Origin of the sequence: Streptomyces sp. NPDC005722 (genome assembly GCF_040630935.1) — a bacterium.
Classification (GTDB): domain Bacteria; phylum Actinomycetota; class Actinomycetes; order Streptomycetales; family Streptomycetaceae; genus Actinacidiphila.
Genome location: NZ_JBEXYN010000082.1, coordinates 1 through 17,409 on the forward strand (window position 1 = coordinate 1; position 17,409 = coordinate 17,409).

Below are 17,409 nucleotides of genomic sequence, written 5' to 3' on the forward strand. Positions count from 1 at the left end.
GCCCCGGACGTGGGTCCGGGGCACCGGCGGCTGCGGTCGTGCGGGACTACTTCGTGAGCGGGGAGAGCTTGGGGTCGTTGGCGTAGGCCTCGGCCGCGTTCTCCTTGGTCACGATGACCGGCGGGAGCAGGTACGACGGGACGACCTTGCTGCCGTTGTTGTACGACTTGGTGTCGTTGATCGTCGGCTTGTCGCCCTTCTGCAGGGACTGGACCATCTTGATGGTCTCGGCGACGAGGTTGCGGGTGTCCTTGTTGATGGTGGAGTACTGCTCACCCGCCATGATGGACTTCACCGACTCGACCTCGGAGTCCTGGCCGGTCACGACCGGGACCGGCTTGCCGGCGCCCTTCACCGAGGTGATGATCGCGCGGGCGAGGGTGTCGTTCGGCGAGAGCACGCCGTCGAGCGTCTTCTTGCCGGTGTAGGTGGAGTTCAGCAGCGAGTCCATGCGGCTCTGGGCGTTCTCCGCCTTCCAGCCCTGGGTCGCGGTCTGCTTGATGTCGGTCTGACCGGAACCGACAACGATGTCGCCCTTGTCGATGGCGGGCTTCAGCACCTCCATCGCACCGTCGAAGAAGACCTTCGAGTTGTTGTCGTCCGGCGAACCGGAGAACAGCTCGATCGTGTAGGGGCCCTTCGCCTTCTTCGCCTTCATGCCGTCCAGCAGCGCCTGGCCCTGGAGCTGGCCGACCTTGAAGTTGTCGAACGCGATGTAGTAGTCGACGTCCTTCGTGTTGGTGATGAGCCGGTCGTAGGCGATGACGGTGGCGCCGGCCTGCTTGGCCTGCGCGACCTGGGTGGACAGCTGCGCGGCGTCGGTCGCGCCGATGACGATGACCTTCGCGCCCTTGGTGACCATGGAGGAGATCTGCGCCTGCTGGTCCGCGACGGTGGTCGAGGCACCCGCGTACTGGACGTCGGCCTTGAAGCCGGCGTCCTTCAGGCCGTTGGTGAACAGGTCACCGGCGAGCACCCAGTTCTCCGAGGTCTTCGCCGGGAGCGCGACACCGACCAGGGCGTCCTGCGCGAAGCCGCCCTTGGCGTCGCTGGTGTCCTTGCCGGTGGAGCCGCCTTCGCGTTCGTTGGAGCACGCCGTGCCCAGGGCGAGCAGCGCGGCGGCGCCGATCACGGCGATGCCTCTGGTGATGGTTCTGCGCATGTGGGTTGTGCCCTTTCCTGGTGATGCGGGGAGAGACGAGCGCCGCCCTGATTGCGGCACCCTGGGTACTGCCGGTCGGTCAGCCCGCGACCGGAGCCTTGTCGGGGTCGGAGGCCGGTTTCGGCGGGTCGACCGGTGTGGACGTCTCGTTCCGGCTGAACGGACGCATCAGGGTGCCGATGATCGAGAAGCGCCCCTGGCTCTTGCTGTAGACGTCGAACGCGACGGCGAGGAGGAGGACCAGGCCCTTGATGATCTGGACCATGTCCGAGCCCACGCCCTCCAGTTGGAGACCGTTGTTGAGCAGCGCCATGACGAGACCGCCGACGATGGAGCCGCTGATCGTCCCGAGACCGCCGGAGACGGCGGCGCCGCCGATGAAGACGGCCGCGATGGCGTCGAGCTCCCAGCTCAGACCGTCCTGCGGGCCGGACGCCGCGGAACGGGCCACGAAGATCATGCCGGCGAGGGCGGCCAGCACGGACATGTTCATCATGACCAGGAAGTTGACGCGCCGGAGCTTGACGCCGGACAGTTCGGCCGCGCGGGAGTTGCCTCCGACGGCGTAGATGTGCCGGCCTCCGATGGTGTTGCGGGTGTAGTACGAGTACGCCAGCACCAGGGCGATCAGGATGATGCCCGAGATCGGGAAGCTGGTGCCGATGCGGCCGCCGGCGAAGCGCAGCGTCGTGAAGATGATCACGCCCACCATCACGACCAGGCGGATCCCGGTGATCCACAGCGGTACGGCGTCGGCGCCCATGGCGCTCCGGGTCTGCCGTGCCTGCCACTCGCGCCAGACCACGCCCGCGCAGGCGAGCAGGCCGAGCAGCAGCGTCAGGTTGTTGTAGCCGGTGTCCGGTCCGACCTCGGGCAGGAAGCCGGCGCCGATGTCGCGGAAACCGGTGGGCACCGGCACGGTGTCGGCGTTGCCGATGTACTGGTTGCCGCCGCGGAACAGGAGCATGCCGGCCAGGGTGACGATGAACGCCGGCACCCCCACGTAGGCGACCCAGAAGCCCTGCCAGGCACCGATCGCCGCGCCGACGAGCAGGCCGAGCAGGATGCCCAGCGGCCAGGGGAGCGAGTGCTCCTGCATCGTCTTGGCGACCACGATCCCGGTGAACGCGGCCACCGAGCCGACCGACAGGTCGATGTGCCCGGCGACGATCACCATCAGCATGCCGATGGCCAGGATCAGGATGTAGGAGTACTGGCTGACCACGGCGATGAGGTTGCCGGAGGTCAGGGTCAGGCCCCCCGTCCAGATCTGGAACAGGAGCACGATCGCGACGAGCGTGGCGATCATGCCGAACTGGCGGGCGTTGGAGGCCGTGCCCCCGAAGAGGTTCTTCTGCAGGTCTGAGATGCGGCTCATGGGCTCGGTGTCTTCTTCATAGAGGTCATCTGTTTCATGAGGAGTTCCGGGTTCGCGTCGCGGCGCGTCACCTCACCGGTGATGGCGCCTTCGAACACCGTGTAGATGCGGTCGCACAGTCCGATGAGCTCGGGCAGCTCCGAGGAGATGACGATGACGCCCTTGCCCTCGCCCACCAGCCGCTGGATGATCCCGTAGATCTCGTACTTGGCACCCACGTCGATGCCGCGGGTGGGCTCGTCGAGGATGAGCAGGTCGGGGTCGGTGAACATCCACTTGGCGAGGACGACCTTCTGCTGGTTGCCGCCGGAGAGCTTGACGACCTCCTCGTCCACGCCGGGGGTCTTGATCCTCAGGTTCTGCCGGTACTCCTCGGCGATCGAGTGCTCGCGCACCGGGTCGATGACCTGGTGGCGGGAGATCTTCGAGAGCTTGGCGGCGACCATCGAGGTCTTGATGTCGTCCAGCAGGTTGAGGCCGATCGACTTGCGGTCCTCGCTGACGTAGGCGAGGCCCTGCCGGATGGCCTCCGACACCGTCTTGAGGTGGATCTCCTTGCCGTCCTTGAAGACCCGCCCCGACAGGAAGGTGCCGTAGGAGCGGCCGAACAGGCTCATCGCAAGCTCGGTGCGCCCGGCGCCCATGAGGCCGGCGAAGCCCACGATCTCACCGCGCCGCACCGTGAAGCTGGAACCCTTGCACACGAGGCGTTCGTCGGACGCGGGGTGCCGCACGGTCCAGTCGCGGACCTCGAAGAACACCTCGCCGATGTCGGGCGTGTGGTCGGGGAACCGGCTGTCGAGCTCCCGGCCGACCATGCCGCGCACGATGCGGTCCTCGTTCACGCCGTCGGCCTCGACGTCCAGGCTCTCGATCGTCCGGCCGTCGCGGAGGATGGTGATGGTGTCGGCGACCGCCTCGATCTCGTTCAGCTTGTGGGAGATCATGATCGAGGTGATGCCGCGGTCCCGGAAGCCGCGCAGCAGGTCGAGCAGGTGCTGCGAGTCGGCCTCGTTGAGGGCCGCGGTCGGCTCGTCGAGGATCAGCAGCCGCACGTCCTTGGCGAACGCCTTGGCGATCTCGACGAGTTGCTGCTTGCCGACGCCGATGTCCTTGACGAGCGTGTCGGGGTCCTCCTTGAGGCCGACCTGCTCCATCAGCTCCAGCGCCCGGTGCTGCGCGGCCTTCCAGTCGATCCCGCCACGTTTGCGGGGCTCGTTGCCGAGGAAGATGTTCTCCGTGATCGACATGCCGGGGACCAGCGCCAGTTCCTGGTGGATGATGACGATGCCGGCCTGCTCGCTGGCCCGGATGTCGTGGAACCGGACGGTGTCGCCCCGGTAGACGATCTCACCGGTGTAACTGCCGTGCGGGTGGACGCCGCTCAGCACCTTCATGAGGGTGGACTTGCCTGCGCCGTTCTCGCCGCAGATCGCGTGGATCTCCCCCTCCTTCACCACCAGGTTGACGTCCGCGAGCGCGGTCACGCCGGGGAACGTCTTGGTGATGGACCGCATCTCCAGCAGCATCGGGGCGCGGCTCATGCGCGCAGCTCCACGCTGCGGGTCCCGCGACGATCACGCGGGCCCGCCTCCCCTGGGATGCGACATTTCGTGGACATCAACTTGCCTCCGATGACACTGCGCCGTGCCTCCATGCCGGACCTGTTACGGCTTGGGCACCGGACTTTAAATCCATTTGTTTTACTAAGTCAACGCCCAGGAGCGGTATCGTCATTGCGGCAAGAGAGGAACGCGTGTGCGGCAAGCAGGAACAAACCTCCCCAAAGTCGGGCGGTACAACCGGGCGGTGGTCCTGGACCAGATCCAACTCGCGGACGGGATCAGCCGGGTCGAGATCGCCCAGAAGACGGGCCTGACCCCGCAGACCGTCTCGGGGATCGTGCGCCGTCTGCTGGACGAGGGGATCGTGCGCGAGGACGGGGCCAGCCGCGGCGCGGGCGGCGGCAAGCCCCGCACCACCCTGCGGGTCAACGCGGACGCCGGCAACGCCGTCGGCCTCGTCTTCGACCCGGTCGAACTCACCTGTTCCGTGGTCGACCTGCTCGGCCGGCCGCTGGTCGTCAAGCGGCGCCCCACTCCCCCCGGCACCGATCCCACACACGTGGTGGCCGCCATGGCCGACCTGGTCGCCGAGGTGCTGACCGAGGCCGACGTGCCGCGCGGGAACGTCCTGGGGCTGGGCCTGGCCACCCCCGGCCCGATCGACCAGCGCAACGGCATGATCGTCGCCCCTCCCCAGCTCGCGCACTGGACCCGGGTACCGCTGCAGCAGATGCTCAGCGACGCCACCGGGCTCCCGGTGACCCTCGACAACGACGCCACCGCCGCCGCGGTCGGGGAGCGCTGGTCCGGCGCGGGCCGCGGCGTGGCGAACTTCGCCTACCTGTTCTTCGGCACCGGCATCGGCGGCGGCCTGGTCCTCAACCACCAGGTCTACCGGGGCGGTTCGCTCAACGCCGGCGAGTTCGGCCACTCCACGGTGGTGTCGGACGGCCCGGAGTGCTACTGCGGCAACCGGGGCTGCCTGGAAGGGCTGGCGAACCCGTCGGCGATCGTGGCCGAGGCGCACCGCCGTCTCGCCGAGAAGCCCGGGGCGAGCCTGCTCTCACCGGCGTTCGACCGCGACCCGGCCTCCGTCGACCACGCCGCCGTCCAGCTCGCGGCGGGAGCCGGCGACGAGGTCGCGGCCGCCGTCGTCGACGAGGCCGCGCGGCACGTCGGCACGGTCGCCGTGTCGATCGCCAACTTCATCGACGTGGACCTCATCATCCTCGGCGGCCACGGCATCCAGCACGTGGAGTCCCGGTACGTCGACGCCGTCGCCTCCGCGCTGGCCTCCAGACCCCTGGCCCGGCACATCCGCGTGGTCCAGGTCGCGGCCTCCCCGCTCGGCTCCGACGCGGCCGTCGTGGGCAGCGCAGCACTCGTGCTGCACGCCACCTACTCGCCGCAGTTGTCCTCACTCGTCCTGGACTGACGGAGGGCGGATGACGCGGGGTGAAGAGCGGTGCCGTCAGCGTGCGAGCGCGCCGACCAGGCGCTCGACCGCCGCGACGTAACCGGCGTTGTCCAGCTCTGGATCCCAGGCGGTCTGCAACGCCAGCCCCTGGTAGATCGCGACGAACACCCTGGCCAGGCCGTCGGCCGGCCACGCGGCGTCCAGTTCGCCGCGCTCCTGGGCAGCCCGGACCAGGTCGGTCACGACGGCGCGGGGACGATCCACGCCCTCCCGCGCCACCGCTTGCACCTGCGGGGCTCGCAGCGCCTCGGCCCAGATCTGGACACCGAGTTGCACGCGCTGCCGCTCGCCGGGCTCGGCGAGCGAGCGCAGGAGTTCCAGGAAGCCCCGGGCGACGTCACCGAGGGCGTCGGCGGTGTTCCCGGCGGGTTCGTCCAGGTGCAGCCGGCGGGCCTGCTGGTCGTGCCACCGGTCCGCGATGGCCACGACCATGGCGTCCTTGTCGCTGAAGTAGCGGTACACCAGACCGGCGCTGGCACCGGCCTCGGCCGCGATGTCCTGGATGGTGGTGCGGTGGAAGCCGGACCGGGCGAAGCAGCGGGCGGCGGCGTCGAGGATCTGTTCGCGCCGTGCCCGCAGGTGCTCCTCACTGACCTTGGGCATCACTTCACCTCGGCCTGGGCGACGCGGTAGAAGGGCGCGGCCGGCTCGTGCCGCCCCAGGGGCTCCAGGTAGCGCGCGGCGGCCTCCCTCGCCGACTCGTCCAGGGTGAGCTCCAGGCCGCGTGCGGCCAAGTACTCCGGGAGTTCGCCGGGCAGGAAGCCGAAGGTGAAGGGCTCCCCGGCGGTGCGCACGGTGTCCGCCCAGGCGGCGACGCCCTCGAAGTCCCCGGTCCCGTCCAGGGCCCGCCGGTCCATGTAGGTGAGGACGATGCGGCTCCCGGGCGCCAGCACGGCGGCGAGCGCCGTGAGCGTGGCGTGCACCGACGCCGCGTCGAGGTAGTTCGTCACGCCCTCCCAGACCACCACCGCGCGCTCGCCGTCCAGCCCCGCGGCACGCAGCGCGTCGCCGAGGTCCTCCCGCATCAGGTCCGCCGCGACGAACCTCACGCCCTCACCCGTCCGGCCCGCGCGGGCGGACCAGGCTCCGGCCAGCGTGCGCTTGACCGCCTGCGTCGCCGGGTGGTCGACCTCCACCACACCGGCGGCGCGCGCCGCGTCCAGCCGGAAGGCACGGCTGTCGTACCCCGCGCCCAGCAGGACGAGTCGCCGGGCGCCGCCCTCCAGGGCGTCCACGACCAGGTCGTCGATCAGCCGGGTGCGGACCACCGCCGAGGCGCGCGGTCCGGCGGGCCAGCGCCGGTCGATCCGGCGCTCGAGGAAGCGTGCCATCCCCGGGCACCGGGCGATCGTCACGGCCAGGCGGTAGCCGCGCCCGAGGCACGAGGCGGCGTACGGGTCCGTGAACAGGCGCGGCCCCCGGCGCACCGACTCCAGTGCCCGGAAGAGCGCGACGTGCTGCGCGGTGCGGCTGGGTGTGCTCTGCATGGGCACCATCATAATGAATGGACGTCCATTTTTTATCCGGGGCCCGGCCGGCCACGGACGCCGGCTCGTCACTCCTCGTCGGAAGGGGTCAACCCGACCTCCAGGACACCGTCGTGCCGGAAGAGTTCCGAGGCCAGGACGCCGGCATCGGTGACGCCCTCGACCTCGAACAGGACCCGGGCGGCCGCGTCGGAGCGGCCCGGCGGCCGGTCCACCCGCACCTCACGGATGCGGAATCCGAGCCGCGTGCAGGTCTCCATCAGCCTGGGCAGCAGGGCGGTGCCGGTGAGGTAGGTCAGGCGCAACTCGGAGACCGTGGCGGTCGCACCCGGCAACAGGCGCGGCACGAGACGGGGGTAGCCGCGCACCACCAGGAAGTGGAGGGCGGTGACGGCCAGGGCGAGGATGGGCAGCCCACCGCCGCAGGCCATGCCGATCGCGCAGGTGAGCCAGACGGTGGCCGCCGTGGTCAGGCCTCGCACCGCGTCCCTGCGTACGAAGATGAGGCCACCGCCGATGAACCCGATCCCCGAGACGATCTGGGCCGCCACCCGCGACGGATCGAAGGAGACGTCCTCCATTCCCAGCACATTGGTGAAGCCGTGCTGGGAGACCTCCATCATCAGCGCGCTGGCGACACCGACAAGCGTGTGGGTGCGCAGGCCCGCGCTCTTCTGCTGCGCCGCCCGCTCCCAGCCGATGAGGCTGGACAGCAGCAGGGCCAGGCCGAGTTCGGCCAGTTGCCGCGGACCTTGCCCGTTCGCCACGTCCCACAGCGGTGCCGCCACCTCTGCCATGCGCACCTCCGCCCCGTATGACGGCGTCCGGGCGGGCACCGTTCGCGACAACTCCTGTCGAGTGCCCCGGATTCGGAGGGCGAAAAGCCCCCGCCGCCACGAAAAGCCCCCGCCGCGGATCGGCACGGGAGGTGCCGTCACCCCGTCGGAAGCCTGACCCGCAGCAACGCTCCGCCCTCGGGTGTCACTGCGGCCTCGACCCGCCCGCCGTGCCGGTGCACGATGTCGCGGACGATGGCCAGACCGAGCCCGGCGCCTCCCGCGTCGCGCGTACGGGACTCGTCCAGCCTGATGAAGCGGTCGAAGACCCGTTCACGGTCGGCCGCCGGAATGCCCGGGCCGTCGTCGGCCACCTCCAGCAGGACCCACGAACCGTCCGGGACCAGGCGTACCACCACCGAGCTCGTCGCATGACGCCGGGCGTTGTCCAGGAGGTTGTCCAGGGCCCGTTCCAGGCCCTGCCGGTCCCCGCTGACCGTCACGGGCCGGGCGGTCCCGACGGTCACGGGCACCACGCCCGAGCGCAGCGCGGCCCTCTCGCGGACCAGTTCGTCCAGGGCCACCGGCTCGCTGGGGGTCTCCTCCCCCGCGTCGAAGCGGGCGAGGAGGAGCAGGTCGGAGGCGAGTGCCTGGAGCCTCGTCACGTCGTCCACCGCGCTGTCCAGGTCCAGCAGGGCCGGATGGGCGGCCGCCACCTCCAATTCGGTGCGCAGCGCGGCGATCGGGCTGCGCAGCTCGTGGGACGCGTCGGCGACGAACCGCCGCTGCCGTTCGACGGAGACCTGCAGCGCCGCAAGCGTCTCGTTGGTGGCCCGGGCCAGCCGGGCCACCTCGTCACGTGACGGGGGGACGGGCACCCTGCGGGACAGGTCGGTGCTGGCGGTGATGGCCTCCATCTCGGCGCGGATGGCGTCCACGGGACGCAGCGCGCCACGTGCGCCGAGCCAGGTCACCGTCCACACCACGGCGAGCATGACGGGCAGGCCCCCGAGCAGGAAGACGACCGCGGTACGGACGGCGTCCCGCTCGGCGGAGAGCGAGGCGCCCGCGGTGACGGTCCAGCGCTCCCCGTCGCGTTCCCCCGACAGGACGGCGAACCGGTACGACGCCCGCTTGCCGTCCACGGTCGCGGTCCCCGTGCCGTACTCGGCGTCGGTCTCGGTTTCGCCGTCGTCGTCCGGGTCCGGCACCGGCGCCCCGGTGACGCGCTGGACGTCCTCGCCGGCCGCGAGGACGGCGCCGCGGCCGTCGGTGACGCGTACCGGGTACTCGTCACCGTCCGGCAGGTCGAGCCGGCCGTACGGGGTCCCGGCGGCGATCTGGGAGGCCACCTCCCGCGCGGCGACCTCGGCGCGCAGCCCGGCCTGTCCGGTGAGGTCGGCCCGCAGGGCGAGGACGAGGCCGAGGCCCGCCAGGACCAGGGCGATGCCCACCACGGCGGTGGCCGACAGTGCCGTGCGGGCGCGGACGGACCTCATCCGGCCTCCAGCACGTATCCGGCGCCGCGGACCGTGCGGATCGTGGCGGCCCCGAGTTTGCGGCGCAGGGCGCTGACGTAGACCTCGACGATGTTGGGGTCGCCGCTGTAGGCGAAGTCCCAGACGTGCTCGATGATGTCGGCCTTGGTGACCACCTCGCCGGCGTTGAGCACCAGGTGCTCCAGCACGGCGAACTCCCGGGCGGTCAGGGGGATCCGGGTCCCGTTGCGGGTGACCCTGCGACGGCCGGGCTCGACGCTCAGGGCTCCGATGGTGACGACCGGTGAGCCGCCGTGGGAACGCCGCCGGAGCAGCGCGCGGACACGGGCCAGGAGCACGACGTAGGCGAACGGCTTCGTCAGGTAGTCGTCGGCGCCGGTGTCCAGGCCCTCCGCCTCGTCGTACACCCCGTCCTTGGCGGTCAGCATCAGGATCGGCGTGTCGTCGCCGGCCGCCCGCAGGGCGGCACAGACGCGGTAGCCGTTCATGCCGGGCAGCATGATGTCCAGCAGGATCAGGTCGTAGGTCTGCTGCCCGGCCTGGTGCAGGGCCTCACCACCGTCGTGCACCACGTCGACGGCGAAACCCTCGGCGGTCAGCCCCTTGGCCAGCGAGGCTGCGAGGCTGCGCTCGTCCTCCACGATCAGCAGGCGCATGGCTCCAGGGTGCCAAATCGATCCTGAGGATTCCTTCAGGATCCTTCAGCGTGGCTTCAGGTGCCGCGGGCGACCGTGGTGGTCATCGGATCACGTACGGAAGGACGCACCATCATGAGGCGCAAGATGCTGATCGCCACCGCGGCCGCCGTGACCCTCCTGGCCGGGGCGGGCGGTGTCACGGCGACCGCGCTGGCGGACGACGACGACCGGCAGCGGCCGGTCGCCGCGGCCGGCGACGACCGCGACGGCGCGGACCGGGCCGCCGGCTCCCGCACGGTGAGCCTGACCGACGCGATCGCCGCGGCGCGGGCCGAGGCCCCGGGCACCGTGGTGTCGGCCGAACTCGACGACGACCGGACACGAACGGAATGGGAGGTCGAGACCCTCGGCAAGGACGGCACCTGGCACGAGGTGACGGTCGACGCCACCGACGGCAAGGTCGTCGCCACCCGCGAGGAACAGGACCGGCAGGACGCCGACGAAGCCCGGGATGCCTTGCGCGGCTCCCGAACCGACCTCGTCGAAGCGGCGAAGGCGGCCGCCGACGCCCGCCCCGGCACGGTCACCTCCGTCTCCCTCGACGAAGACACCCGCAGTTGGGAGGTCGAACTCCACGACGACGGAACCGATCACGAGGTCCGCGTCGACCCGGCCACCGGCCAGACCGCCTGACCCGCATGGGAAGCCGGTCCAGCGCGGTTCGGCGGGCACGTGCCGGGAGTCGCTCCGGACGGCGACCGAGACGGACCGTCCCGGCATGCAACGGATCGCGGTGAGGTTTCCGGGCACGACGCCGTGGGCGTCGTCCCGGTTCCCCCCGCGGTGGCCGGGTCAGGGCAGCAGGGCGAGGGCGCTGTACCAGACCGGGCCCGGGTTGAGGCGGTCCGGGTGGAGCCGGAGCATCCGGTCGTAGAAGGTGCGGGGGCGCGGTTCCTCCGCCAGCAGGCGTTGCGCGTCGAGCAGGTAGTCGCGGGTCTGCTCCAGGATCACGGGGTCGTCCGGCAGGGCTCTGTTCTTGTGGCCGGCCACGACCGCGCGCGGGCCGAGCGCGAGGACGGTGCCGAGCGCGGCGAGCCACTTGTTGATCCCGCCGCCGGCGCTTTCCCGCAGGTACTGGTGGACGCCGTTGTAGGCCACGTCGCCCGCGACCACGAGACCGATCGACGGGACGTGCAGGACGGTCGTGTCGTCGGTGTCGGTGTGACCGGTCTCCACCGGGCGCAGCGCATGCCCTTCCAGCGTGAACCCCTCGTCCGGGACCACCTGGTAGACCACGGGACTGTCGGGGATGAGCCCGGGGAAGTCCACGTCCCACCGGGTGCGTCGGCCCACGGTGGCCTGCTGGTGCATCAGCGCGATGGTGCCCTCGGTCGCGTACGGCACCGCCCCGGGGAAGCGCCGCAGCAGCAGATCGGTGCCGAACCAGTGGTCACCGTGGCCGTGGGTGGCGTACACGTGGGTGAGCCGACGGCCGGAGCGTTCGATCCAGTCACCGACGGCGTGCACCTGGTCGCGGGTGAACGGCGGGTCGACCATGACCGCTTCGGCTTCGCCGAGGATCAGCGTCGACGTCAGCGGCGAGGAGTGGATGGCGCCTCCGTCGGGCAGCCGGGGGCCCTTCGCGCGGCGCAACCCGTCGCACACGTGGGTGTCGTACCGGAGATCGGTCATGGCCGCCTCAGCCGAGCCCGGCGGGCACCGGCGCCTCCATCAGCGTGAGCAGGCGGGCGACCTTGTGGTCCAGTTCCAGGCCCACCCGGGCGATCTCCTCGCTGCCGTAGCTGCCGAAGTGGGAGCTCGGCCGGTCGATCACGAAGCGCGGGGCGTCGGCGCCCCGGTAGATCTCGGTGCGCAGCGGCGCGTGCATCATGGCGGCGGGGTCGTGGCGGAACATCCGCTCGGCGATGGCGTAGTTGCCCATCAGGTACATCACGAACGGCGTCGGGTCGCCGGCGAGGGTCATCAGCGCCGTCCCGGAGTCCTTCCAGAAGATCATGAATCCGTGGGGCGCGTTGCCCGCCGCCTCGGCGAGGGCGCCCTCCCACGAGCCGCCGGAACGGATGAGGTCCCGGATCCCCTCCGCACGGTAGCGGGGCACCAGGGACTCGTAACGCCGCACGGCCTCCTCGAACGTTCCCGGCAGGGGGACGTCGAACCTGGTGACGCCGTAGTCGACCGCTCGCACCTCGGGCACGTGGACCACCTCGGACGGCGCGGCGCACCGCCGCGCCCTCCTCCCATCGTCCCCCGGCGGCACGCCGGCGCAACTCCGCGCCCGTACGCGGTGCTCACACCCAGTTGCGCCGGGCCGCCGCGACGCCGGCGCCGAAGCGGTTGGTGGTGCCCAGTTCCGCGTAGAGGTCCTGGATCCGCCGGCGCAGGGTCCGGGTCGACATGCCGAACTGCCGGGCGATGGCGTCGTCCTTGACGCCGGCGGCGAACAGGGCGAGCAGGTTCCGTTCCTCGTCGGTGGGTTCGCGCACCCGCTCGCTCGGGGCGGACGGCGGCGCCGCCGGCGGGGGCTGGGAGCCCGGTCCGCTCAGCGAGGCCGCGCCGGCCCAGTAGCGCTCGAAGAGCTCGGTCAGGGCTTCCAGCAGCGGCGGCGCCTCGGTGTAGAGGGTGTCGGTGCCGTCGGGGCCGAGGCTCAGCGACACCATGGCCGCCGAACGGTCCGCCATGGTCAGCTTGACGGGCAGCGAGGACACGACCCTGGCCTCCTCGCCGCGCGAGACGAGGCTGTCCAGCTCCTGCCCCCCGCCGTCCTCGTCGAAGCTGGCGGCCGCGTAGACGACCCGTACCCGTACGCCGCGCCGCACGGCGGCCTCGTCGAGCGGCCCGTTCGGGGAGAAGAGGAAGGGGGGCCGGGCCAGGCCGCAGATCTCGTACGTGGCGCTCTGGTGCAACCGGTAGTAGCAGTCCCCGACTTCCTCCGGGCCGCTGATCGTCCGTGTGGCGGGCTGGCCGGCGCTGGCCCGCCTGGCCTCGTCGAACAGCGCGCCGAGCGGCCCGGTGGCGTCGCGCACGGCGGCCAGTTGGCGTTCCCGGGACTCCACCAGGGCCCGCAGGGCGTGCCGCGGGTCGACGGTCAGGTACTCCCCCGAGGAACGGCGGCTGAGCAGGCCGGAGTGGTGCAGGCGTTCCAGCAGTTCCAGTGCCGGTGCGGCGCCCAGCCCGGACGCCGCCGTGACGTCGTCGAGCGTGCCGCCACCGCGTGCCAGCAGGTCGCGGTAGACGGCCTCCGCCGCCGCGTCGAGTCCGACCAGCTCAAAGGGCGCGTCGGCGTCCGTCATCGTTCTCCATCTCCGGCCTGTGTGCGGTGGGCGAGCTGACGTCACGTCAGCAACGTGTGACACGTGTTCCGCTGCACGGCGGACGCCCACACCGTGCAGTGTGTCTTGCTTGCCGATCATTGCGCCGCTTTGCGCCGTGTCCACTTGGTGACATGGCACAGAAGTGCCAAAGGGCCGCCTTTACACGGATGCGAACGGATGGCTGACTGCGTTCAACCCCAGCCCATCGAGTCCACGAGGTTCCCTTGCGCATGCCTCCGTCCCGCAGACGCGGGTTGACAGCCGCCGTCGCCGCCCTGGTGGTGCTGACGGCCACGGGTCCGGTCGCGTCGGCCGACCCCTCGGCGACGTCCCCCTCCCCCGCCGCGACCGGTGCCGCTCCCGCCACCGTGCGCACCGTCACCCTGATCACCGGTGACAAGGTCACCGTGACCGGGAACGGCCGCTCCGCGTCCGTCACGTCGGTCACCGACCCGAAGGGCAGGTCCGGTGGAGCCCACGTGATGTCGGTGGGCTCCGACACCTACGTCTACCCCGACGCCGCGGTGCCCTACATCGCCTCGGGAGCCCTGGACGAAGGGCTCTTCAACGTCACCTCGCTCCTCGCGGACGGCTACGACGACGCCCGCAGCGACCGACTGCCGCTCATCGTCACGTACACCGACGCCGCCGCCCGCTCCCGCAGCGCCAAGACCCCGGACGGCGCGCGCAAGTCCCTGACCCTCAGCAGCATCCAGGGCGCGGCGATCTCCGCCGAACACGGGCGGGCGGCCGACTTCTGGTCCTCCCTCACCGGCGCCACCGCCAAGAGCGCGGCCGGCGAGCAGCCCTCCGGACGGCTGGCCGGCGGCATCGCCAAGGTGTGGCTGGACGGCAAGGTCAAGGCGACGCTGTCCGACACGACGGCGCAGATCGGCGCCCCCGAGGTCTGGGCCGGCGGGGACACCGGGCAGGGCGTGGACGTCGCCGTCCTGGACACCGGCATCGACGCCGCCCACCCGGACTTCGCCGGCCGCATAGCGGCGACGCAGAGCTTCGTGCCCGACCAGGACGTCACCGACCGGCACGGTCACGGCACCCACGTCGCCTCCACCGTCGCCGGGACCGGCGCCGCCTCCGGCGGCACGGAGAAGGGTGTCGCCCCCGGCGCGTCCCTGCACATCGGCAAGGTCCTGGACAACTTCGGCAGCGGCCAGGACTCCTGGATCCTCGCCGGCATGGAGTGGGCCGCCCGCGACCAGCACGCCAAGGTCATCAGCATGAGCCTGGGCGGCGGCCCCACCGACGGCACCGACCCGCTCAGCGAGGCCGTGAACCGGCTCAGCGAGGAGACCGGGGCGCTGTTCGTCGTCGCGGCGGGCAACTCCGGCCCGGCGCCGTACAGCGTGAGCGCCCCGGGTGCCGCCGACGCCGCGCTGACGGTGGGCGCGGTCCGTGGCCCGGGCAAGGGCGTGAACGAACTCGCGGAGTTCTCCAGCCGCGGCCCCCGCGTGGGCGACAACGCCGTCAAGCCCGAACTGACGGGTCCCGGTGTGGACGTGCTCGCGGCGCGCTCGCAGTACGCGCCCGAGGGCGAGGGCGCCTACCAGACGATGAGCGGCACCTCGATGGCGACGCCGCACGTGGCGGGCGCTGCGGCCCTGCTGGCCGCCGAGCACCCGGACTGGACGGGGCAGCAGCTCAAGGACGCCCTGATCAGCACGACGGCGAGCACCATCGACCGGTTCAGCCCCTTCGAGTCCGGCAGCGGGCGCGTGGACGCCGCCGCCGCTGTGAAGGCCACGCTGCTCGCCTCCGGTGACGCGTACGCCCAGACCCACTACCCGTACACGCCGGGTCAGACGGTCCGCAAGGACGTCACCTACACCAACTCCGGCGCCGAGCCCGTCACCCTGGACCTGGCGCTGCGCCCGGGTCAGCTGCCCGAGGGACTGTTCACCCTCACCGACCCGCGGCTGACCGTGCCCGCGCACGGCACCGCCTCCGTCGGCGTCATCACCCACCTCGACGCCGCCGAGGACAACGGCGCCTACGCCACCCGGCTCGTCGCCACCGGCGCCGACGGCACGGCCCTGGCCCGCACCACGGTCGGGGTGAACAAGGAGGGCCGCCGGACCATGCTGACGGTCACCGCGAAGGACCGGCGCGGCAAGGCCCTGGCCGGCACCCTCATCCTCAAGGACGTGAAGCGCAACACCGCGCCCAAGGCGTTCGCCGTCGACGCCTCGGGCCGCATCGACCTGCGCCTGCCCCCGAGCACCTACTCGGCGTGGGTGAACAGCGACGTGCCCGGCATCGACGGCACGCACACGCTGGGCTTCGCGATGTTCTCGGCGCCGCAGATCGACCTCGACACCGACCGCACCGTCCGCTTCGACGCGGCGGACCTCCGCAAGGCGGCCGCCGTCACGCCGCAGGCGACCGCCAACCAGTTCATGCGGGTCGACCAGTACCGCACCAACGGCGACCTGTACCCGTTCCTCGACAGCTACATGCCCGAGTACTGGCGGTACGACAGCCTCTGGGTGACCCCGACCCCCAAGGTGACCGAGGGCTCGTACCACTTCGCGACCCGCTGGCGGCAGATCCAGCCGCCGCTGACGTTCTCCGCGGGCTCGCAGACCTACGACGACGTCACGATCCAGAGCCTGTCCCCCAAGCTGCCCGACGGCACGGGGACGTACCGGGCGGTCTGGGCGGGAGACGGCTCGGCCGCCGACTACCGCAAGCTCCCGGTGCGCGGCCAGGTGGCGGTCGTCCGCCGCAGCGACACCGTGTCCGCCCCGGACCAGGCGGCGGCCGCGGCGAAGGCCGGCGCGCGTCAGCTGCTGATCCTGAACGACGGCTACGGCACCTACGACCCGTGGGCCGACCTGCCCGAAGGCGCCCCGCTGCCGGTGGCCTCGCTCGGCACCGACGACGGCGCGCGGCTGCTGAGCCGGCTCCGGGGGCACGGCACGACGACGCTGAAGGTCGTCTCGCACCCGTACCCGCGCTACGCCTACGACCTGATCCGGCACAGCGACGGTGCGGTCCCGAAGGACCCGTCGTACCGCCCCGGCCCCGGCGAACTGGCCCGCATCGACGAGTCGTTCCGCAACACCACGCAGGGCAGGGCGGTGGCGTACCGCGAGGACGTCTCGCTGGTCTTCAACCGGCCCGCGCTCATCGACCCGACGCAGGTCGCGGCCCAGGGCACCCTCACCTCGTGGGTCACGGCGGGCGACGGCGCCCGCTGGATCTCCTCGGCCGCCATGCCCGACCTCGGCCAGCGCGGCGTCGTGCGCACGTACAAGCCGCGCAGCACCAGCAGCGAGACCTGGTTCGCGCCGGTCCAGCACCCGCGGGCGCTGAGCGACGGCATCAGCTGGACGGCGCCCTACCGGGTCGGCGACATCATCAGCACGTCCAGCCTGCCGGCCTGGGGTGACTCCGGCGGTCACGCGGGCGTCACGTGGGCCGACGGCGACACGTCGAAGACCTCGCTCTACCAGGGCGACCAACTGCTCGGCGAGGACTACAACGAGCGCATCATCACCGCCGAGGGGATGTCGCCCGACCCCCAGCCCTACCGGATCGTCGTGGAGGGCAAGCGGAACCTGCCGGACCGGCCGTACTCGACCCGCACCCGCACCGAGTGGGGCTTCACCTCGAGCACGACGGACTACTCGGTCCTCACGCCGCTGCCGCTGGTGCAGCTCGACTACGCCGTGGCGACCGACCTGTCCGGCAAGGCCGGCCGCCGGACCTGCCTGACGGTCACCGCCTCGCACCTGAAGGGCGCGGCGGGCGCCGGGACGATCCGCACCGTGACCGTGGAGGTGTCGTACGACGACGGCGCCACCTGGCGCAGGACGACCCTGCGGCAGTCGGGCGGCGGCTGGAAGGCGCAGCTCGACGCGCCGGCGCGGGCCCGCTTCGCGAGCCTGCGGACGACCGCCCGGGACACGAAGGGCAACAGCGTCAGCCAGACCCTGATCCGCGCCTTCGGCGTCAAGTAGCCGGACGGCACGACGCAAGAAGGGCCCTTGTCCCCGGTGACGCACCGGGGACAAGGGCCCTTCCGCGGGCGCGGAGCCGGCTCCGCGCCCGCGCCCGCGCCCGGGTGGCTCCGCG

14 protein-coding genes are annotated in these 17,409 nt (G+C 71.7%); 3 read left to right on the forward strand and 11 right to left on the reverse strand.

Features of this window, described 5'->3' with window-relative positions; genetic code table 11:
* Positions 1 to 46: 46 nt before the first annotated feature.
* The 3 genes from ABZ479_RS40580 to mmsA all read right to left on the reverse strand — a co-directional run bounded on the left by ABZ479_RS40580 (position 47) and on the right by mmsA (position 4,084).
* Entirely contained in the window at positions 47 to 1,162 is a 1,116-nt protein-coding gene (locus tag ABZ479_RS40580) for a substrate-binding domain-containing protein (protein ID WP_500466273.1), read from the reverse strand.
* Between the two features lie 79 nt (positions 1,163 to 1,241).
* Positions 1,242 to 2,540 carry a multiple monosaccharide ABC transporter permease gene (mmsB, locus tag ABZ479_RS40585; RefSeq protein ID WP_500466274.1) on the reverse strand — a complete coding sequence of 433 codons (1,299 nt, stop codon included), beginning with the start codon at positions 2,538 to 2,540 and terminating at the stop codon, positions 1,242 to 1,244.
* Positions 2,537 to 4,084: a multiple monosaccharide ABC transporter ATP-binding protein gene (gene mmsA / locus ABZ479_RS40590; protein ID WP_499606758.1), complete on the reverse strand. Its 1,548-nt coding sequence runs from the start codon at positions 4,082 to 4,084 to the stop codon at positions 2,537 to 2,539. Before mmsA ends, mmsB begins: the two co-directional genes overlap by 4 nt.
* 265 nt (positions 4,085 to 4,349) lie before the next feature.
* Between mmsA and ABZ479_RS40595 the strand changes: the two genes are divergently transcribed.
* Positions 4,350 to 5,540: an ROK family transcriptional regulator gene (locus ABZ479_RS40595; protein WP_500466275.1), complete on the forward strand. Its 1,191-nt coding sequence runs from the start codon at positions 4,350 to 4,352 to the stop codon at positions 5,538 to 5,540.
* Positions 5,541 to 5,576: 36 nt separating this feature from the next.
* On the opposite strand, the gene ABZ479_RS40600 is transcribed toward ABZ479_RS40595, so the two are convergent.
* From ABZ479_RS40600 to ABZ479_RS40620, 5 genes are all read right to left on the reverse strand, one after another.
* Positions 5,577 to 6,185, reverse strand: coding sequence for a TetR/AcrR family transcriptional regulator (locus ABZ479_RS40600; protein WP_500466276.1), 609 nt, complete (start codon positions 6,183 to 6,185; stop codon positions 5,577 to 5,579).
* On the reverse strand, positions 6,185 to 7,069 hold the full coding sequence (locus tag ABZ479_RS40605; protein ID WP_500466277.1) for a class I SAM-dependent methyltransferase: 885 nt from the start codon (positions 7,067 to 7,069) through the stop codon (positions 6,185 to 6,187). Before ABZ479_RS40605 ends, ABZ479_RS40600 begins: the two co-directional genes overlap by 1 nt.
* Positions 7,070 to 7,137: 68 nt before the next feature.
* On the reverse strand, positions 7,138 to 7,866 hold the full coding sequence (locus tag ABZ479_RS40610; RefSeq protein ID WP_500466278.1) for an MgtC/SapB family protein: 729 nt from the start codon (positions 7,864 to 7,866) through the stop codon (positions 7,138 to 7,140).
* 137 nt (positions 7,867 to 8,003) lie between these two features.
* Positions 8,004 to 9,344, reverse strand: a complete 1,341-nt coding sequence (locus tag ABZ479_RS40615) for a sensor histidine kinase (protein ID WP_500466280.1) — start codon at positions 9,342 to 9,344, stop codon at positions 8,004 to 8,006.
* The gene (locus ABZ479_RS40620) at positions 9,341 to 10,000 is read right to left on the reverse strand and encodes a response regulator transcription factor (protein WP_500466281.1); all 660 of its coding nucleotides are present in this window, start codon (positions 9,998 to 10,000) and stop codon (positions 9,341 to 9,343) included. Before ABZ479_RS40620 ends, ABZ479_RS40615 begins: the two co-directional genes overlap by 4 nt.
* 114 nt (positions 10,001 to 10,114) lie before the next feature.
* Here ABZ479_RS40620 and ABZ479_RS40625 point away from each other — a divergent pair, with 114 nt between their 5' ends.
* Positions 10,115 to 10,675: a PepSY domain-containing protein gene (locus ABZ479_RS40625; protein WP_500466282.1), complete on the forward strand. Its 561-nt coding sequence runs from the start codon at positions 10,115 to 10,117 to the stop codon at positions 10,673 to 10,675.
* A gap of 159 nt (positions 10,676 to 10,834) precedes the next feature.
* Here the strand turns inward: ABZ479_RS40625 and ABZ479_RS40630 are convergent, their stop codons facing one another.
* From ABZ479_RS40630 to ABZ479_RS40640, 3 genes are all read right to left on the reverse strand, one after another.
* Positions 10,835 to 11,674 carry an MBL fold metallo-hydrolase gene (locus ABZ479_RS40630; RefSeq protein WP_500466283.1) on the reverse strand — a complete coding sequence of 280 codons (840 nt, stop codon included), beginning with the start codon at positions 11,672 to 11,674 and terminating at the stop codon, positions 10,835 to 10,837.
* Between the two features lie 7 nt (positions 11,675 to 11,681).
* Positions 11,682 to 12,197, reverse strand: a complete 516-nt coding sequence (locus ABZ479_RS40635) for a DUF302 domain-containing protein (RefSeq protein WP_500466284.1) — start codon at positions 12,195 to 12,197, stop codon at positions 11,682 to 11,684.
* 94 nt (positions 12,198 to 12,291) lie between these two features.
* Positions 12,292 to 13,293 (reverse strand): LuxR family transcriptional regulator, encoded by a 1,002-nt coding sequence (locus tag ABZ479_RS40640; RefSeq protein ID WP_500466285.1) that lies wholly within the window; start codon positions 13,291 to 13,293, stop codon positions 12,292 to 12,294.
* Between the two features lie 251 nt (positions 13,294 to 13,544).
* Here ABZ479_RS40640 and ABZ479_RS40645 point away from each other — a divergent pair, with 251 nt between their 5' ends.
* On the forward strand, positions 13,545 to 17,294 hold the full coding sequence (locus tag ABZ479_RS40645) for a S8 family serine peptidase (protein ID WP_500466286.1): 3,750 nt from the start codon (positions 13,545 to 13,547) through the stop codon (positions 17,292 to 17,294).
* The last annotated feature ends 115 nt before the right edge of the window (positions 17,295 to 17,409 follow it).

Coding starts and splice junctions, on each gene's coding strand:
- ABZ479_RS40580 (WP_500466273.1), bottom strand. CDS start 1,162: ATGCGCAGAACCATCACCAGAGGCATCGCCGTGATCGGCGCCGCCGCG.
- mmsB (WP_500466274.1), bottom strand. CDS start 2,540: ATGAGCCGCATCTCAGACCTGCAGAAGAACCTCTTCGGGGGCACGGCC.
- mmsA (WP_499606758.1), bottom strand. CDS start 4,084: ATGAGCCGCGCCCCGATGCTGCTGGAGATGCGGTCCATCACCAAGACG.
- ABZ479_RS40600 (WP_500466276.1), bottom strand. CDS start 6,185: ATGCCCAAGGTCAGTGAGGAGCACCTGCGGGCACGGCGCGAACAGATC.
- ABZ479_RS40605 (WP_500466277.1), bottom strand. CDS start 7,069: ATGCAGAGCACACCCAGCCGCACCGCGCAGCACGTCGCGCTCTTCCGG.
- ABZ479_RS40610 (WP_500466278.1), bottom strand. CDS start 7,866: ATGGCAGAGGTGGCGGCACCGCTGTGGGACGTGGCGAACGGGCAAGGT.
- ABZ479_RS40615 (WP_500466280.1), bottom strand. CDS start 9,344: ATGAGGTCCGTCCGCGCCCGCACGGCACTGTCGGCCACCGCCGTGGTG.
- ABZ479_RS40620 (WP_500466281.1), bottom strand. CDS start 10,000: ATGCGCCTGCTGATCGTGGAGGACGAGCGCAGCCTCGCAGCCTCGCTG.
- ABZ479_RS40625 (WP_500466282.1), top strand. CDS start 10,115: ATGAGGCGCAAGATGCTGATCGCCACCGCGGCCGCCGTGACCCTCCTG.
- ABZ479_RS40630 (WP_500466283.1), bottom strand. CDS start 11,674: ATGACCGATCTCCGGTACGACACCCACGTGTGCGACGGGTTGCGCCGC.
- ABZ479_RS40640 (WP_500466285.1), bottom strand. CDS start 13,293: ATGACGGACGCCGACGCGCCCTTTGAGCTGGTCGGACTCGACGCGGCG.
- ABZ479_RS40645 (WP_500466286.1), top strand. CDS start 13,545: ATGCCTCCGTCCCGCAGACGCGGGTTGACAGCCGCCGTCGCCGCCCTG.